10 protein-coding genes and 2 CRISPR repeat arrays are annotated in these 17,115 nt (G+C 53.4%); all 10 genes read left to right on the top strand.

Going from position 1 to position 17,115, the window contains the following annotated elements:
• Positions 1-159: 159 nt before the first annotated feature.
• Positions 160-1,200, top strand: a complete 1,041-nt coding sequence (galE, locus tag SYN7336_RS18740) for a UDP-glucose 4-epimerase GalE (protein ID WP_017327469.1) — start codon at positions 160-162, stop codon at positions 1,198-1,200.
• Positions 1,200-3,620 carry a glycoside hydrolase family 9 protein gene (locus tag SYN7336_RS18735; protein WP_017327468.1) on the top strand — a complete coding sequence of 807 codons (2,421 nt, stop codon included), beginning with the start codon at positions 1,200-1,202 and terminating at the stop codon, positions 3,618-3,620. The genes galE and SYN7336_RS18735 overlap by 1 nt, the downstream gene beginning before the upstream one ends.
• On the top strand, positions 3,617-4,936 hold the full coding sequence (locus tag SYN7336_RS26715; protein WP_017327467.1) for an O-antigen ligase: 1,320 nt from the start codon (positions 3,617-3,619) through the stop codon (positions 4,934-4,936). The genes SYN7336_RS18735 and SYN7336_RS26715 overlap by 4 nt, the downstream gene beginning before the upstream one ends.
• A 2,382-nt stretch (positions 4,937-7,318) precedes the next feature.
• Positions 7,319-7,640: a CRISPR direct-repeat array (repeat unit 35 nt; unit sequence TTTCCAACTAATCCGATCGCAAAGAATCGGTGAGA).
• A gap of 216 nt (positions 7,641-7,856) precedes the next feature.
• Positions 7,857-8,225, top strand: coding sequence for a hypothetical protein (locus SYN7336_RS18690; RefSeq protein ID WP_017327461.1), 369 nt, complete (start codon positions 7,857-7,859; stop codon positions 8,223-8,225).
• Between the two features lie 168 nt (positions 8,226-8,393).
• Entirely contained in the window at positions 8,394-10,196 is a 1,803-nt protein-coding gene (locus SYN7336_RS18685; RefSeq protein WP_017327460.1) for a type III-B CRISPR-associated protein Cas10/Cmr2, read from the top strand.
• Complete coding sequence (locus SYN7336_RS18680) at positions 10,187-11,299, top strand: hypothetical protein (protein WP_017327459.1); 1,113 nt, start codon at positions 10,187-10,189, stop codon at positions 11,297-11,299. The genes SYN7336_RS18685 and SYN7336_RS18680 overlap by 10 nt, the downstream gene beginning before the upstream one ends.
• A 99-nt stretch (positions 11,300-11,398) precedes the next feature.
• A complete protein-coding gene (locus SYN7336_RS18675) occupies positions 11,399-12,253 on the top strand; it encodes an RAMP superfamily CRISPR-associated protein (protein ID WP_017327458.1) in 855 nt (284 codons plus the stop codon).
• Between the two features lie 3 nt (positions 12,254-12,256).
• Positions 12,257-12,649, top strand: coding sequence for a hypothetical protein (locus SYN7336_RS18670; protein ID WP_017327457.1), 393 nt, complete (start codon positions 12,257-12,259; stop codon positions 12,647-12,649).
• Between the two features lie 51 nt (positions 12,650-12,700).
• A complete protein-coding gene (locus SYN7336_RS18665; protein WP_017327456.1) occupies positions 12,701-14,386 on the top strand; it encodes a hypothetical protein in 1,686 nt (561 codons plus the stop codon).
• A gap of 222 nt (positions 14,387-14,608) precedes the next feature.
• Positions 14,609-15,796: a CRISPR direct-repeat array (repeat unit 36 nt; unit sequence GTTTCCAACTAATCCATTCCAACGAATGGGAAAAGG).
• Positions 15,797-16,071: 275 nt separating this feature from the next.
• On the top strand, positions 16,072-16,932 hold the full coding sequence (locus tag SYN7336_RS18655) for an Rpn family recombination-promoting nuclease/putative transposase (RefSeq protein WP_017327454.1): 861 nt from the start codon (positions 16,072-16,074) through the stop codon (positions 16,930-16,932).
• Positions 16,933-17,115: the final 183 nt, after the last annotated feature.

Genomic DNA, 17,115 nt, shown 5'->3' with positions numbered 1-17,115 from the left:
TCGACACCAACCGAGTTCATCGTCAAGCCAAAAAGGATTGAGGAATATCACTCCCCTCTCCCTGGGGAGAGGGGCCGGGGGTGAGGGCCAAAAGCACTAGTTGAGTTGAAAAAACACTGAGCTCTCAGTACACAAAATTCACCGGAGCGTAAGTTGACCATGCCAGAAAAAATCCTAGTCACAGGTGGTGCAGGCTACATTGGCGCTCACGTCACGAAAGTCTTGTTGGAGGCAGGCTATGACGCGATCGTTCTCGATAATTTGTCGAACGGTCGCGGAGACTTTGTCCCGGACGGACGCCTGGTGGTGGGGGATATCGGCAATAGGGCGTTTCTCAATCATTTATTTGCAGCCCATTCCTTTGCCGCTGTCTGCCATCTAGCCGCATCCATTCAAGTGGGAGAATCCACCCTTTTGCCCAGTCTGTACTATCGCAACAATGTCGCCAACACCCTGACATTGCTAGACGCGATGGTAGCGGCCAACGTCAAACAGTTGGTCTTCCCCTCCACCTGCGCCGTCTACGGTGCCCCCAGCATTCAACCCATCCCCGAATCCCACCCCCTCAACCCCATCAGCCCCTACGGAGCGACCAAGTTGATGGTGGAGCGCATCCTGCAAGATTACAGCCGAGCCTTCGAGCTCCAGTCGGCGATTCTGCGCTTTTTTAACGCGGCTGGGGCTGCCCCCGACGGCAGCATCGGCGAAGCCCACGAGCCAGAAACCCATCTGATTCCGATCGCGATCGAAGCCGCCCTCGGCCTACGATCGCACCTGAAAATCTTTGGGGACGACTACAACACCCCTGACGGCACCTGCGTGCGCGATTACGTCCACGTGATGGATTTAGCCGAGGCATTCAAACTCTCGCTGCGCTATCTCCAGCGAGAACAGACTTCCCTAACCTTGAATTTGGGCAATATGCAGGGCTTCTCTGTGAAGGAAGTTGCCGAGACCGTCATGCAGGTGTCCGGGCGATCGTTTGACGTTCGAGTTGCCCCCCGTCGGGCGGGAGATCCCCCCTTGCTGGTGGGCAGCAACCAACGCGCCGCTGAAATGTTGGGCTGGACCCCTCGCTATAGCGATTTGAATACGATTGTTCGCCATGCTTGGCAGTGGCACAGTGGCGAGAGATTGCCTGTTCCAAATCCGCTGCCCCCGAGTGCAATATCTAACAACCTCTTAGGTCTTCCCTACTGATGAAATGGAAATCGTTTTGGCTGGGCAGTGTCGTCGCCGTCCTGTTCGTCTCGGGGCTATTTCGGTTTGGCTCTGGGGCTGACACCCTTCAGTCCAATTCCCTCACAGCAGCCGAGACCTCCGCTCCCCAAATCGCCCGAGTGTACCCGGTGCGAGAGGATGTATTGGCGCTTGAAATCGAGACGGGGCGGGTTATCAGGGGAGAACAACAGATTTACGTTCCCGATCCGAGGGATGAGATTGCCGAAAATGGTAAGGGGGAGGCTTGGGTGACGCGCAATGGTCGAGCCCTTGGCGTCTTGGTGGGGGACGATCGCCAAATTCTCTATTCCCTCGATCGCTTTGCCGGAGACCCCCTAGACACCGACTGGGCCGATCGCCCTCAAAGTTACGCGATCGCCTCCCCAAACGATGCCCACTATCTCGACAGTCGCTCTCCCACAACCGTCTTTCGCAAGAGCAAGCCCACCGATTCAGCTCGTGTAGGAAGCTGGGATTACCGTTGGGCCATGTCCCACACCCTTTATTTAGACTTGCCGCAGGCACTTGAGGAAGGTCAAACCTACGCGATCGCCTTTCCCAACAGCGACCTTCCCCTCCAAAACTTCGCGTTCGATTCGTCCCGTTCTGCGAGCGAAGCCATCCACGTTTCACAGCTCGGTTTTCGGCCCTCCGATCTGGCTAAAGTCGGCTTTCTATCCACCTGGATGGGCAATGGCGGCGGACTCGATTACCCCGAAGGCGTCCCATTTTCGATCATCGATAATGCCACCGATCGCGTTGCCTTCAGCGGCACCACCCAACTCTCCAAACCCGAAGTCACCCCAGAAGATCCCCGAGGGCGCAACTACAACGGTACCGATGTGTATCTCGCCGACTTCAGCCCGTTGCAGCAACCGGGAGACTATCGCCTCTGTGTCGAGGGGGTGGGATGTTCCCAGTCATTTGCGATCGCCGAAACGGCTTGGCAAGACGCTTTCTATGTCTCCGCCCGAGGGCTGTACCACCAGCGCAGCGGCGTCGAACTGGGACCGCCCTACAGTGACTACCGCCGACCCCGAGCCTTTCACCCCGACGATGGCGTCGAGGTCTACCAGTCGCAAGTGTCGTTGATGGACACGACGATGGGCCTGGGCGATCGCAATGTCTTTGAAGCGTTGCAGGAAACCCGAACCGATGAGGTGGTGGCCGACGCCTGGGGAGGATATTTCGATGCGGGGGACTGGGATCGCCGCATTCAACACTTGCGCGTGGCACGACTGCTGTTGGAGCTAGCCGATCTGTTTCCAGACTATTTTGCGCGGGTCAATTTGGAGATTCCCGAGTCGAGTAACGACCGGCCCGATCTAGTGGACGAAGCCCTGTGGGGGGTGGATTTCTTCCGGCGACTGCAAACGGCTGAGGGAGGAATTCGCGGCGGGATTGAATCAGGGGCTCATCCCAAGTTTGGGGAAACCAGTTGGCAAGAATCGCTGGATGTGATGGCCTATGCCCCAGATGTTTGGTCGAGCTACGAATATGCCGGGGTAGCGGCTCGGGCGGCTCGTTGGTTGGAGGCGACAAGCCCGGATAGCGCTGCAGTTTATCGAGACAGCGCGCTTAAGGCAATGGACTATGCAGAATCTCACTCGGGTGAGGCGATCGCGTCTTATCGGGTGACAGACAGCCGGGATTTAGCGGCGATCGAACTCTATGCCTTGACGGGGGACAAGCGCTGGCATCAGCTCTTTCTCGATACCACTGTCTTTGTGGAGGGCGATCGCGACACTTACCAATGGCAACATCACGATCGGCGGGATGCCGCCTACGTTTATGCTCGCCTGCCCCAAGCAAGCGTGGATCGGGAGGTGCAAGCCAACGCAGAGTCAGCCCTACTCAGAGAGGCCAATCGCGCTCTCAGTCAAGGGCAAGACACCGCTTTCAAATGGACGAAAGTCGATCCCCATACTCCCATCGGCTGGGGCAATAGTTTTGGCACCCCCAAGGCGATCGCCCTCCTGCGAGCCCACTCCTTAACCCAAGAGCCCCGCTATTTAAAAGCCGCCCAGCTTGCCACTCAATTTGCGGCAGGAGCCAACCCAAGCAATACCGTTTTTACGACGGGCTTGGGCCATCGCAGTCCGCAACATCCCCTCATCGTCGATGCCCGTATCGCCAACCCATCGCCCCCACCCGGCATCACCATCTACGGTCCCCTCGACCTAGTTCAATTCGCAGACTATTGGTTTGTCAAGCAACTACTCGCCCAGCAACTCATGCCATCTCCGCAAGCATGGCCCGCTGCTGAAGCCTATTTCGATCTCTACCACTTCCCTGCCGTCTCTGAATTTACGATTCAGCAAACCATCGCCCCAACAGCCTATACCTGGGGCTATCTCGCTGCTCAATCCACCCATTCAGCATCTGAGCCCTCGCCATGATTGACCATCTCCCAAGGGCTTCTGCCCAATCCAGTTCAGTGGCCTGCCGCTTGAAGGGACTGAGGCAATTGAAGATTTCCTCGGCATTTTTCGATCGACTGGAAATTCTCTTGGCGATCGCTGGTATCGCACTATTCTCTGGAGTTTTGCCTGCCATTCTCCCCGGCATTGCACTCAAACTCGCCCGTTACGCCATTTGGTTGGCTGCCCTCGGGTTCTCAGTCTTTCGCCGCCCCGCCAAAACACTTCAAGTGCTGAGTAATGATTACTTCATCTGCATATTAATCGTGCTATCTTGCCTTTCTTTCCTATGGTCTGACTACCCCCAGAACACCATCAGCCGAGCAATTGAGCTTTTGCGCATGAGTACATTTGGAGTCTATCTGGCTGCAACTTTTCGCCCCGAAGATCGCCTCAAAGCTCTCTCGTGGGTTCTAGCTTTAGCTGCTGTTCTCAGCGCTATCTACGCATTCATCTTGCCCGGTATTGCCATTCACTATGTCGATCATCCCGGAGCGTGGAAAGGTATTTACGAGCACAAAAATACATTGGGTGCCGTAATGGTTTTGAGTGCGATTGCGTTCTATCTAAAACTGCTGTTTAACCCAGTGAACTCGATCTCTAAATGCTGGCTGGATTGGGGAGGGCTGGGGCTATCGATCCTTTTAATACTCCAGACGACATCGAAATCTTCTCTCCTGTTATTGTTTTTTATTCTAGCTGCCATCTATCAGTTTAAGCGGTATCGCTGGAGAGGCAAAACCACAATCCTTTTCTTATCTTTGGGGTTATTGTTAATCGGTAGTGTCACTGCGATCTCGATCGCTAACTGGAATGAAATCCTGCTCGGCTTAGATCGCAATCCTACACTGTCTGGGCGCACGTTGATTTGGGATTATGCCTTCGAGCGTTTGAGCGATCGCCCTTGGCTGGGGTTCGGTCGCGGGTCATTTTGGACTGCGGGAGGGATTTATCAAATCGAGGCGGGGCAGAGATTTTCGTTGGGTCTCGAATACCTGCCGCCCCATTCCCATAATGGGTTTATTGACATGCTATTAGATGTAGGTGCGATCGGGTTTGCTTGCTTTGTCTTGAGTTGGGGAATTGGCTACTGTCGCGCCTTATCTAAGGCCTATTACTCAAATAGGGCCGGAGATTGGTTCCCCCTTTGTTTTCTCACGACGATCGTTGCCAATAACTTTACGGAAAGTCTTTTGATGAGGGATGCCTCAATTAATATCTTTTGGGTGCTATACCTAGCATCAGTATTTTCTCTCGGCCAAGCTCGGCCAAGTTTGTCGCGCGATTCAAAATAGCCAGCAGTAAATGGTGTTTTCAACTAATTCGATCGCAAAGAATCGGTGAGACGCATATGGAAATCTGGAGGAGGTTTCATTAACTCAAGTTTCCAACTAAACCGAGTCTGGTTTGAAACCCTTAGTTTTGAGTTTTTCCTACTAGCGCTGTGGTTCGCTGCATTAGCCCCCTAAATCCCCCATTCTGGGGGACTTGTGTGCAGTGCCGGTTGGAATTGGGAGACGGGGAAGGCGATCGGCGATCGCAGCGATCGACAGTTGCAGAACGAAGCTAATAGCCTCGCGGAAGTCCCCCACTGGTGGGGGATTTAGGGGGCTGAGTGCAATGTCTGAAAACTCTAGGTCTCAACATGGAAGAGGTTTAATCCGATCGCAAAGAATCGGTGAGACGCATATGGAAATCTGGAGGAGGTTTCATTAACTCAAGTTTCCAACTAAACCGAGTCTGGTTTGAAACCCTTAGTTTTGAATTCTTCCTACTAGCGCTGTGGTTCGCTGCATTAGCCCCCTAAATCCCCCATTCTGGGGGACTTGTGTGCAGTGCCGGTTGGAATTGGGAGACGGGGAAGGCGAGCGGCGATCGCAGCGATCGACAGTTGCAGAACGAAGCCAATAGCCTCGCGGAAGTCCCCCACTGGTGGGGGATTTAGGGGGCTGAGTGCAATGTCTGAAAACTCTAGGTCTCAACATGGAAGAGGTTTAATCCGATCGCAAAGAATCGGTGAGACGCATATGGAAATCTGGAGGAGGTTTCATTAACTCAAGTTTCCAACTAAACCGAGTCTGGTTTGAAACCCATAGTTTTGAGTTTTTTCTACTAGCGCTGTGGTTCACTGCATTAGCCCCCTAAATCCCCCATTCTGGGGGACTTGTGTGCAGTGCCGGTTGGAATTGGGAGACGGGGAAGGAGATCGGCGATCGCAGCGATCGACAGTTGCAGAACGAAGCCAATAGCCTCGCGGAAGTCCCCCACTGGTGGGGGATTTAGGGGGCTGAGTGCAATGTCTGAAAACTCTAGGTCTCAACATGGAAGAGGTTTAATCCGATCGCAAAGAATCGGTGAGACGCATATGGAAATCTGGAGGAGGTTTCATTAACTCAAGTTTCCAACTAAACCGAGTTTGGTTTGAAACCCTTAGTTTTGAATTCTTCCTACTAGCGCTGTGGTTCGCTGCATTAGCCCCCTAAATCCCCCATTCTGGGGGACTTGTGTGCAGTGCCGGTTGGAATTGGGAGACGGGGAAGGAGATCGGCGATCGCAGCGATCGACAGTTGCAGAACGAAGCCAATAGCCTCGCGGAAGTCCCCCACTGGTGGGGGATTTAGGGGGCTGAGTGCAATGTCTGAAAACTCTAGGTCTCAACATGGAAGAGGTTTAATCCGATCGCAAAGAATCGGTGAGACGCATATGGAAATCTGGAGGAGGTTTCATTAACTCAAGTTTCCAACTAAACCGAGTCTGGTTTGAAACCCTTAGTTTTGAATTCTTCCTACTAGCGCTGTGGTTCGCTGCATTAGCCCCCTAAATCCCCCATTCTGGGGGACTTGTGTGCAGTGCCGGTTGGAATTGGGAGACGGGGAAGGCGAGCGGCGATCGCAGCGATCGACAGTTGCAGAACGAAGCCAATAGCCTCGCGGAAGTCCCCCACTGGTGGGGGATTTAGGGGGCTGAGTGCAATGTCTGAAAACTCTAGGTCTCAACATGGAAGAGGTTTAATCCGATCGCAAAGAATCGGTGAGACGCATATGGAAATCTGGAGGAGGTTTCATTAACTCAAGTTTCCAACTAAACCGAGTCTGGTTTGAAACCCATAGTTTTGAGTTTTTTCTACTAGCGCTGTGGTTCACTGCATTAGCCCCCTAAATCCCCCATTCTGGGGGACTTGTGTGCAGTGCCGGTTGGAATTGGGAGACGGGGAAGGCGAGCGGCGATCGCTGCGATCGACAGTTGCAGAACAAAGCCAATAGCCTCGCGGAAGTCCCCCACTGGTGGGGGATTTAGGGGGCTGAGTGCAATGTCTGAAAACTCTAGGTCTCAACATGGAAGAGGTTTAATCCGATCGCAAAGAATCGGTGAGATGCATATGGAAATCTGGAGGAGGTTGCATTAACTCAAGTTTCCAACTAAACCGAGTCTGTTTTGAAACCCATAGCTTTGAGTTTTTCCTACTAGCGCTGTGGTTTGCTGCATTAGCCCCCTAAATCCCCCATTCTGGGGGACTTGTGTGCAGTGCCGGTTGGAATTGGGAGACGGGGAAGGCGAGCGGCGATCGCTGCGATCGACAGTTGCAGAACGAAGCCAATAGCCTCGCGGAAGTCCCCCACTGGTGGGGGATTTAGGGGGCTGAGTGCAATGTCTGAAAACTCTAGGTCTCAACATGGAAGAGGTTTAATCCGATCGCAAAGAATCGGTGAGACGGAGAGAACACAGACAGTGGTGCTCGCGTGTTTGTTTCCAACTAATCCGATCGCAAAGAATCGGTGAGATGCTCACTGTTCTGAACGAGAGGTGGCGTTTAGGACTGTTTCCAACTAATCCGATCGCAAAGAATTCGGTGAGACCTACCGGCAGACTAGCCCATTCGTAGCTGAGATTTTTCCAACTAATCCGATCGCAAAGAATCGGTGAGACCGTTTAGGATTTCGATGTAAGTGGATTGCATTTGCTTTTCCAACTAATCCGATCGCAAAGAATCGGTGAGACGTAGGTGATGCCGACAAAGCCAATGCCAAATAAGATAAGATCGGACTGAAACGCTACGAGCTAGCGGTTTATGGACTCCTGATAGCTCTGTCTGTCACCCTTGCTTTAGTTGGCGATCGCTTCTTTCAAGGAACTCTCCAGGCGATCGCAATTAACCTGTCATCAGAACTTCTGGCAGTTGGTATACTCTTCTTTTTCTTGAATCGCATATTTGTCTTGGGTGAAGGAGAATCTTCCAGAGCTATTTTGCAGAAGATCGCAAATTTAGAACACAGGTTCGAGCAGGAGAAAGAGCATCAGAAAAAGCTTCAGCACCAAAAGGTAAAGGTAATGCTGTGCTATGGCGATAATAAATTTGAATTACCCCTCGAACTACGCCGTTCAGAGCTCACACGAGCTGAAGTCTTAGGGCGCATTGGCATGATTCCATTAAAAGGAGAAGAAAAAAAATTCTCAATTCGATTCTTTAATACCCCAATTTTTCTACAGCAAATCCATGAGATCCAAGAAGGCGATCGCGATTCAACGTTGATGATTCCTTGCAACCAAGAAGAATTCGAGCAATTCGACCTAACACAGAAATAGCGGGAGGTATTTCTCGTTCTGACTCTTAGACTCATCGCAAGACAATCGAACGTTACGCATCGTGGCACTCAGTTGAGAAAAATCACCAACTCTGAAGAAAGCATTAGAATCTCCCGTTCGAGCTAGACAAGCAAATTATCGTCAACTCACTCCCTAAAAACCGTTCTGATGGATAGTGACAGCAATATCTACACTGTCGTAACCTTTGCACCAGTGCAAGGCTTTATCGAAAAATCTCGCAAGCTGAGAGATTTGTACGGTAGCTCCTATCTGCTATCACTCCTATCTTGGTCCGTCTGTACCGCAGCGAATCGCCACAACTACACCGTCATCTCCCCCGCCCTCCCCAACATCGCCCAAGGCTTACCCAACCTCATCCTCATCGCAGGCACAACCCCCTTCCCTCACGACCTCGCCCACCAAAGCTTTTCCCTCACCTGGTCGAGCGCGATCGACACCTGCCGCGCTTGGATCGCAGAACGCGTCCAGTCAGACGATTGGACCTACGGCGAAGGCTGGCAACGAGCCTGGAGCCACTGGCGCAACCATGCCTGGGAATTTTTCTACGCATCGGGAGTTGCCGGAGACAGCATCTCCGCCGTGCGCCAAAAATTGAACAACACCAAGCGATCGCGCGACTGGGTAGGCGTTAACTGGACGGGCGAAAGCTCGACCCTCTCAGGCGCAGACGCGATTGTCAGACCGGGAATGGGCCGAGAAGGCGATCTCAGACAACTCAACTACGGTCGAGCCAAACTCGAAGCGACAGCCTTTGCCCGCAAACTCAGCGCCGAACTGGGAGAAGCCTATCTTTTGCGACGCAAGAATGGGACTTCCGGTCGAGACAGAGAAACCCTCAAAGCAAGCATCGGTCAAGCCTTTCTCGATCCCGATGAAGAACTCAGCATTCCCGAACTGGTCAAGCGCCTCATCACCCACGAAGCCATTGGCGAACAGTTTGTCGATCGCCTCACCACCGCCCTCGATCGCCCCGCAATAGGCTGTTCTGAATTAAGCGACCTGCTCGCCAAACTCCAAAACGAACTCAACCCAGATAGCTTTCGCGATCTCAATCGCTTAGCCAAACCCAATGCCAAAATGGAGAAAGAACCCAAATTCTGGACCGGCTGGTTTCAGGGAGACGGCGACTCTGTCGGACAGTATCTCGAACGACAACAAAACAGCCAGTCTCAATCCACAGCCGCCCAAAACACGCAAGCATTTAGCGCGCTGATGAGAACTTGGGGACACGAGTTGGTACAACAAGACCTTCCTCCCGGCGGACGCACCATCTACGCCGGAGGAGACGATTTTTTAGGGGTTTTGTATCGCCCGCAAGCACAAATTCTGGCCAAAGACTGCGTGAATTGGCTGCAAACCTTCAGTCGCGATGTCTGGCACGGCAACAGCCCCAAACCCATCACCGTCAGCGTGGGATTTGTCTGGTGCAGTCCCCGCGTGCCCCAGCGGGATGTCTTGCAACACTGCAAAGCCGCCGAACAATCCGCCAAACAACTGGGACGCGATCGTCTCGCCCTGCGCATTTTATTTGCCGGAGGCAACACATTGGAGTGGGTCTGCCCCTGGCACTGGCTGGAAAAAGACTTGCTCTCGGGCTACCGCGATCGCGAAGGCGGCCAAAACTGGACTCATTTCTATAACGACGTTGTCGAGCTGGAAAGCCGCCACGCCTTTGAGGGCAACCCAATCGAGGTAGCCACCGCACTCTTCGAAGTCTACTTCCCCGATTTCCGCCAAGCAGCGAATCCCCTGTCAGAACAGCATTGGTGGAATGTCGATGGCGACGAAGGTCGAGTTTCATCGGGCATTTTGGGCGATCCGCAACGATTTTTGCTCCCCGATCGCGCTGACGAGGCGATCGCGCAACTGTCTTCTAGCCCCAACGTCCGACGCGCCCTCAACCAGTGGGTGACTAACCTTGCCAAAGTGGGATTTCATCTATGCCAGTAACCGAACGCTCAACCCCGGCCTCCCCAGCGGAATCTGCCCTCAAAACGTTCCGGTATCTCATTGCGATCGAGCCCTTGGGCTTGCTTTACGGCAGCACCGGACGGTTTCTATCCCCCGAAAATCTCGTGGGGCGATCGGGCCAACATTTTCCCCCAGACACCCCCACCCTATCTGGCTTGTTTGCCGCAACCCACGGCAATGCAGAGGTGCAGTCCCTGTATTTAGCCGGACCGTTTTGGAGCTTCCGATCGCAACCGCAAAACTTCTGCGTCCCCACTCCTTTTTCGATACTGGCTCGACAACTCCCGCCGCAAGACGCGGATGATGAAACCGAGCCAGAGCACTACGCCATCGTGCAAGCGCTGCGCTGGAGCGGGCAGCCCGGAGCGGAAGGAGAATGGCTGGACTTCGATGGCAACATGCCGTCTGGCAAATTTAGTTCTCACACCTGGGTGCCCCTCTCCGCTTGGGATCGGCTCGGCGATCGCGATCGTTGGCCCGAACTCAAACTCTACGGCGAGCCCTGGCAATTTGTCCCCCACCTCCACCCCCGCCTAGAAACCGAGCAGCGCAAGGTAGATATAGAGGAGGGCCGAGGCGGCTTATTTCTAGAAAATGGCGTGCAGATGCACCCCGACACCTGTCTCGTATATCTCGCCAACAAGTCTCTGAGGTCAGGATGGTATCGATTTGGCGGCGAAGGACATCTGGCATCAGTGGATTGCCAACCCTTGAGCCAGTCCACCGCACAGTTACTCGATCGCGATTTGGGCCATAGTTTTGCCACCATCGCCCCGTCAGTCTGGGGCTCTAACCGCCTGTCGCGACGCTATCCAACCGCTTGGGAGGGTCGAGTGGCTTTGCTGACGGAACGACCCGAGCCCTATCGCTACCGCATGGGAGGCAAAGGACATGTCAAGCGCTTGTCCAGAGGGCGTTACACCACGCCAGCAGGCAGCGTATACGTGTTAGCAGCTCCCCAACCCGCCTGGAACCACTGGCCCAACCAGTGGTTCCCCAAAGAGGGTCCCCATCTCAGCCGCTGGGGATGCGGTCTAGCACTGCCACTACCAGCAGCATTTCACCCCACTCCAACAAACTGAGATTCCAACCTCTTCCTCCCCTCTCCCCAGGGAGAGGGGCCGGGGGTGAGGGCAATGCAGAGCCACTCAATCAATATCGAGTCTTCATCAAGGTGACCCATGTATTCCAAAGCTTACGGAGTGATTCATACCGAGGCTCCAGTTCACGTCGGAGCCAGCGCGGGAGAGGAGACAGGCAATCTCAACTTAATTTTCCGCGACCAATTCACCCAGACAGGCATTATTCCCGGCAGCTCCATTCGGGGACGATTCCGGGCGGATATGCGCGGCGACAATAGCGCGGAAAATCAGCGGAATGCAAATAACTGGTATGGACGAGCTGCTACGTCAGACAGTAAGGAATCCTCCGAAACGTCGCAAGAGGAGAATAAAAATTTTGAAGCTCTGGTCAAGTTCGAATATGCTTCCATTGTCTGGCTGCCCATCTTCTGTCCCGGCCAGCCCATTGTGTGGGTGACTTGCCCCAGGTTATTGGCCCGCTATCAGCGCATCCGAGGGCTCGATCGGCAATTGCCCAAAGCCTACACCGCCCCCAAAACCCTTCAGGGCAGACAAATAGGCTCTGGACCCAGCAAGCAAAGAGTCCTGTTCTTCAATCTGGGCTTTTTAGAAATCGAGCACGAAGCCGATCTCTCCGATTGGGTGCCCGAAGGGGTCGATCTGCCAAGCGATCGCCTCGTCGTCGTCGACGACAACGACATCGGCATGTTGCACGACATGGCCCTCTACCGCCAAAGCCGCGTCAAGCTAGCTGACGAGCAAAAGAAAGTTGAAGACGGAGCCTTTTTCAATGTGGAAGCCTTGCCCGAAGGCACGGTGTTGGTGTTTCCCATCGCCTTGAAAGAAACCGGCTGGGCGCCGTTTGGGGAGAAGAGCGAAGCGGAACTCTATTTTGGCGGCCTGGAATCAATCGGCTTCGGTCGCTGTCAGGTGTTTTTAGGAGGAGACTTATAAGCGATGGCATGGAAATCTTACGGCCTCGATCGCGAGGCGCAAAAATTGGTGTTGGCAGCCAAACAAAACGACCCCAACAGCCTCAATCAGTCTTACAAAATGCGAATGGCGATCGCCTACGGTTTGGAACGGTTTTGGGGCGAGCAACTGCGCTTGCGCGGCAAGGAACAGGCCAAAGCCGATTATTGGAAGGCCACTTGGGATGCATTTGTTGAGATTGTCGCTGCTGCTGGCTTAGAGATTCCCAATGACGATGTAGACGCGAACGATACTGCACAAGTGTTGGCGATGTCGGCAAGGCTGTGGCAGATCGAGACCGAAGAGCAGCGGGTGGCGTTGGCGGTGCTGATGCAGTTGTGCGACTGCTTGGTGTGGTGGACGCAACGGTACAAGTAACCCGAGAGCAAAGCGAGCCCGAATTTCGTCGCCCATGAGAGGACTACTGATATGACGGTGATTCCCAATGCTCATACAAAAGTACCGATGATGTTTCGGGCACAGGCGCAGGGGCGCTGTCAGGTGCAGCGGATTCTGAATCGAGCGGGGCAGGAGGAGGATATTCAGCGCTGGACAACGGAGTGGACTTGGCAGATCGATGAGGCGGTGCCGCAGTTTGGCGATCGCGTTCAAACGCGGGACTATCAGGTGAATTGGCGGTTGCTGACCAATGGCGGCCAGGACGATACCGTTATTCGACCGCTGTTGGGGGCGCGGGGTTGGCCGTTTTTCCCCGGCAGCAGTATGAAGGGTTTGTTCCGCCGAGCCTGTTCGGGCGAACAAGCGAAGGATTATTGCGGGTTGCAAGCGGCAGACGGTTACGAACCGGGGAGTTTGCGGTTTCACGGCGGCTATCCGACTGATGCCAGTTGGACTGAGAGGCTGGAGGATATCGTTCACCCGCAGCAGGACTACCAGGTAGGGATGTCGGGCAATAAAACCGGAGCGTTGGCAGCGATCTCGCTCTATCGTCCGCTGATGCGGTTTGGCATTTCAGCGGAGAAATCGCTCTCGGATTCGCAATGGCAGGAGGTTTGGCAGATTTGGGAGCGGGCGATCGCCTCGGGTCTCGGCGGTCGTACTTGTGCCGGATACGGTCAGGTTGTGGGTCGCGCCCAGGGGACGCTGTTGTTTCGCGGTTCGCTGTGGGGGCAGGGGGCGGCGGCGAAGTTATTGGATGGTTCGGGGGAGTTTCGGCCCAATCTGTTTCGGGCGGCGCTGCGGGGTCATGCATTACGGATTTTTGGCGGCTTGACGACAGAGGAGTCGGCAGTACGGTTGGTAGAGAAGTTGTTTGGCGGCGTGCGGGGTGGGGCGACGGTGGGACTGTTGGGGATGGAGTTCGAGCTGCGAGCTTTAGAGATGGGCTCGTTTGGGCGCGATCGCTATCGAGTGCCCACTTATGAAGTGACGGGGGAGTTGCGCTGGCGGTTGCTGAGGGAGTTGCCGGAGGAGAAGCGCAGGGCGCTACAGCGGTTGATGGTGTTCTTGACTCGGTTTGCGGTGCTGTTGGGTGGGTTTGGCAAGTCTTGGCGGCGGGCGGACCATCGTTTGTTTTTTAAGGAGTATTACCCCAATTGGTCGGAGGGGATGGGGAGCGATCGCAAGCCTTTGATTGGCTGTCAGTGGGATTGGGCGGATGGGCGATCGCTGCGGCAGGGGAGATTGAAACTTCAGAGTGTGGGCAAGTTTATTGATGCAGTGCGGCAGGCTGCTGCCAAGTGGATGGAAGAGTGCGAGTTTTCTGTGGAGGGGCCTTACCCACATTGGCGAGAGGTGTGGCATCCCGAGACAGTACAGGTTTGGGGGCGGCGGGCGGTGAATCCGCATCTCAACCCCGAGGAATGTCATGCAGCAGCTTGGTTGCACGGGCCGTATCGATCGCCGAATTATACGATCGCCAAGTCATCGGTGACGGGTCATTTGGGGCAGGTGGGGCGGTTGTGGCATCGGCTGTATGCGATCGCGGTCCCGAAAGATCGCAAGGCGGACCCAAAGACGGCGGAGTATGTCAAAACGAAAAACTATAACGAGTTGCTGACTTTGTTTCCCGATGGGTCTGAAACGTTTGATGAGTTTTTAGAGTTTTTGGAGACTCGAAGTGAGTTTGAGAAGTTGTGGCCACTGGAGCAGTAAGACGATCGCCTGTTTGCGTTCAAATGTTGCGATCGTCCTCCTCAAAAGCTCGATAGCATAGAGCCTTTAAACCAGGTATTACGCGATCGCCAGCAACCCCAAAGCAATAGCAAATCATCTCTCACAAGTCCCCCAGAATGGGGGATTTAGGGGGCTAATGCAGCAGCTTAGAATGCCAGTCCGAGTCATCTTCGATCGCACCAGTCAATTTTAGGCGATCGCATCACCAACTAATCCATTCCAACGAATGGGAAAAGGGCGGACATGAGGTCAAAAAGGCCCGCAGTAAGACCCGTTTCCAACTAATCCATTCCAACGAATGGGAAAAGGCAATCTCGAAGTACCAAATCACCACCCTTTACCCCTGTTTCCAACTAATCCATTCCAACGAATGGGAAAAGGTCGAAATAAAGAGCTCAACGAGCGCCTGTCTGTCTTGTTTCCAACTAATCCATTCCAACGAATGGGAAAAGGTTATTTATCCCGCGCAAAGCCTCAAAGTCTACCATTGTTTCCAACTAATCCATTCCAACGAATGGGAAAAGACGATTATGTAGCAGTCCATTTTAAAAAGGAGGAAGCCGTTTCCAACTAATCCATTCCAACGAATGGGAAAAGGGGTATAGATCATCTGATTTGGTTTGATATAGATAACGTTTCCAACTAATCCATTCCAACGAATGGGAAAAGGGAAACACCTGAGGTTCTATTCGATGGGATGCTATATGTTTCCAACTAATCCATTCCAACGAATGGGAAAAGGGCTCTCCAAAGTGTACAGCTTCTCACATGGGAGACTTGTTTCCAACTAATCCATTCCAACGAATGGGAAAAGGGAATCAACTCACCTATATAGATACCAGTAGAGACACGTTTCCAACTAATCCATTCCAACGAATGGGAAAAGGAATAACATTGAACTATTAGAAGAAAATTTCGGTGGGTTTCCAACTAATCCATTCCAACGAATGGGAAAAGGGAAAATCATTTCGTAGGTCAACTATCAGTTTTGACGAGGTTTCCAACTAATCCATTCCAACGAATGGGAAAAGGTATCGATCCGCCCAGACGAATGTTTTTTTGTTAAGTTTCCAACTAATCCATTCCAACGAATGGGAAAAGGATGTCACCCACTATCGTCTTTTCCCGCTTGAGCTGGTTTCCAACTAATCCATTCCAACGAATGGGAAAAGGTTAGAAAGTAGGGTACTCTATTTAGAAAATATAATAGGTTTCCAACTAATCCATTCCAACGAATGGGAAAAGGCTGAAACTCAAAGTCAAGGATACGGTCTTACTGCTTGTTTCCAACTAATCCATTCCAACGAATGGGAAAAGGACTTCTTTGGACACAAATGGTGTGCGCAGTTATTTGTTTCCAACTAATCCATTCCAACGAATGGGAAAAGGGGCGAGCTCTGAGAGCCCCACCATACAAGGATTCTAGAGCCAAAATTCAAGGGGGTGCAAGTCGCCCTCAAAATAATTGAGAATAGCATCAACAACCAATCCAAAAAACAGCCTCAACCCCTTACCCCACAAGCGATTCAAGGGGGTCAACGAGAGAATGCGGGTTTCAGCGATCGCCCGACCCCCTTGAAACCCACAGCGATCGCCCCAAATTTACGTTGGTTATCCCGCCTCAATTCCGATACAGTTCCCCCAACCCCCCAGACCCCTCCACCGTGCGAACCGACTCCATCTTCTACACCCTATTCGCCACCTACCCCGCCAGCTTCTTCCAACTGCAAGGCCAAACCGATACCGACGCCGACGCCTACCGCTTCGACTCCATCGAAGTCAAACAAACCGTCTTCGTCCGCGACAAAGCCTTTCGCATCGACGGCGTCTTCGTCCCCAAAGACGAGCGATCGCCCAAACCCGTCTGGTTCTGCGAAATCCAATTCCAACCCGAAGACAAAATCTACCGCCGCCTCTTCGGCGAACTCTTCCTCTACCTGCGCTACCCCGATCGCATCCCCGACTGGCGAGCCAGCGTCATCTTCCCCAGCCGCCGCGCCGACACCCACGACACCCACCTCTACAGCGACCTCCTGCAAAGTCCCCGAGTCACCCGCATCTACCTCGACGAACTCAACCCCGATCGCCTCCCCCTAGGAGCCGCGATCGCCCAACTCACCATCGAACCCAACACCACTGCCCCGCAACGCTTTCAACAGGTGATGCAACAGACACAGGCGATCGGCGATCGCGCCATCAAGTCAGACATAATAGAGCTACTGAGAAAGTTAGCCATCGAAAAGTTTCCACAATTAAGCAAAGGAGACATCGAGCGCATGTTGGGATTGAGCAACCTAAAAGACACCCGCGTCTATCGCGAGATCGAAGCCGAGGTTCTAGAACAAGCAACAGCAGAAATTCAAGCAGAGGCTCGGAGAAAGGCAGTCATGGAAATTGCCGCTAACTGCTTACAAGCAGGGATTCCTCTTGAAACAATCGCAAAGGCGACGGGATTGTCCCTCGAACAGCTCGCAGAGATTGCCGATCGAGTTGATTCCAGCCAAGAGCCCGACACGAAACAGTGAAGTTGAGCGGCAGTCAATAACCTCGAAGTCACCGCCAAGAAAGGTCGTTAGGCACCGATACCGAAGAGCCCACCAACACCCCGATCGACAGAAAGATTGCTGATTTGCTTGAGAAATACCTGTCGGGCTGTAACCCTCGGCTGAGCTAGGCCCCATATCTAGCATTTGATTGATAGACTAAGC

It is taken from the genome of Synechococcus sp. PCC 7336 (genome assembly GCF_000332275.1).
In the GTDB taxonomy this organism is placed as follows: Bacteria; Cyanobacteriota; Cyanobacteriia; order Thermostichales; family PCC-7336; genus PCC-7336.
Note: the sequence above shows the minus strand (reverse complement) of the source record. Positions and strands in the feature narration are given on the sequence as shown.

What these genes read in the sequence shown, in the direction of transcription:
- SYN7336_RS18680 (WP_017327459.1), top strand. Translation starts at nt 10,187, where the DNA reads ATGCCAGTAACCGAACGCTCAACCCCGGCCTCCCCAGCGGAATCTGCC.
- SYN7336_RS18670 (WP_017327457.1), top strand. Translation starts at nt 12,257, where the DNA reads ATGGCATGGAAATCTTACGGCCTCGATCGCGAGGCGCAAAAATTGGTG.
- SYN7336_RS18675 (WP_017327458.1), top strand. Translation starts at nt 11,399, where the DNA reads ATGTATTCCAAAGCTTACGGAGTGATTCATACCGAGGCTCCAGTTCAC.
- SYN7336_RS18685 (WP_017327460.1), top strand. Translation starts at nt 8,394, where the DNA reads ATGGATAGTGACAGCAATATCTACACTGTCGTAACCTTTGCACCAGTG.
- SYN7336_RS26715 (WP_017327467.1), top strand. Translation starts at nt 3,617, where the DNA reads ATGATTGACCATCTCCCAAGGGCTTCTGCCCAATCCAGTTCAGTGGCC.
- SYN7336_RS18735 (WP_017327468.1), top strand. Translation starts at nt 1,200, where the DNA reads ATGAAATGGAAATCGTTTTGGCTGGGCAGTGTCGTCGCCGTCCTGTTC.
- SYN7336_RS18665 (WP_017327456.1), top strand. Translation starts at nt 12,701, where the DNA reads ATGACGGTGATTCCCAATGCTCATACAAAAGTACCGATGATGTTTCGG.
- galE (WP_017327469.1), top strand. Translation starts at nt 160, where the DNA reads ATGCCAGAAAAAATCCTAGTCACAGGTGGTGCAGGCTACATTGGCGCT.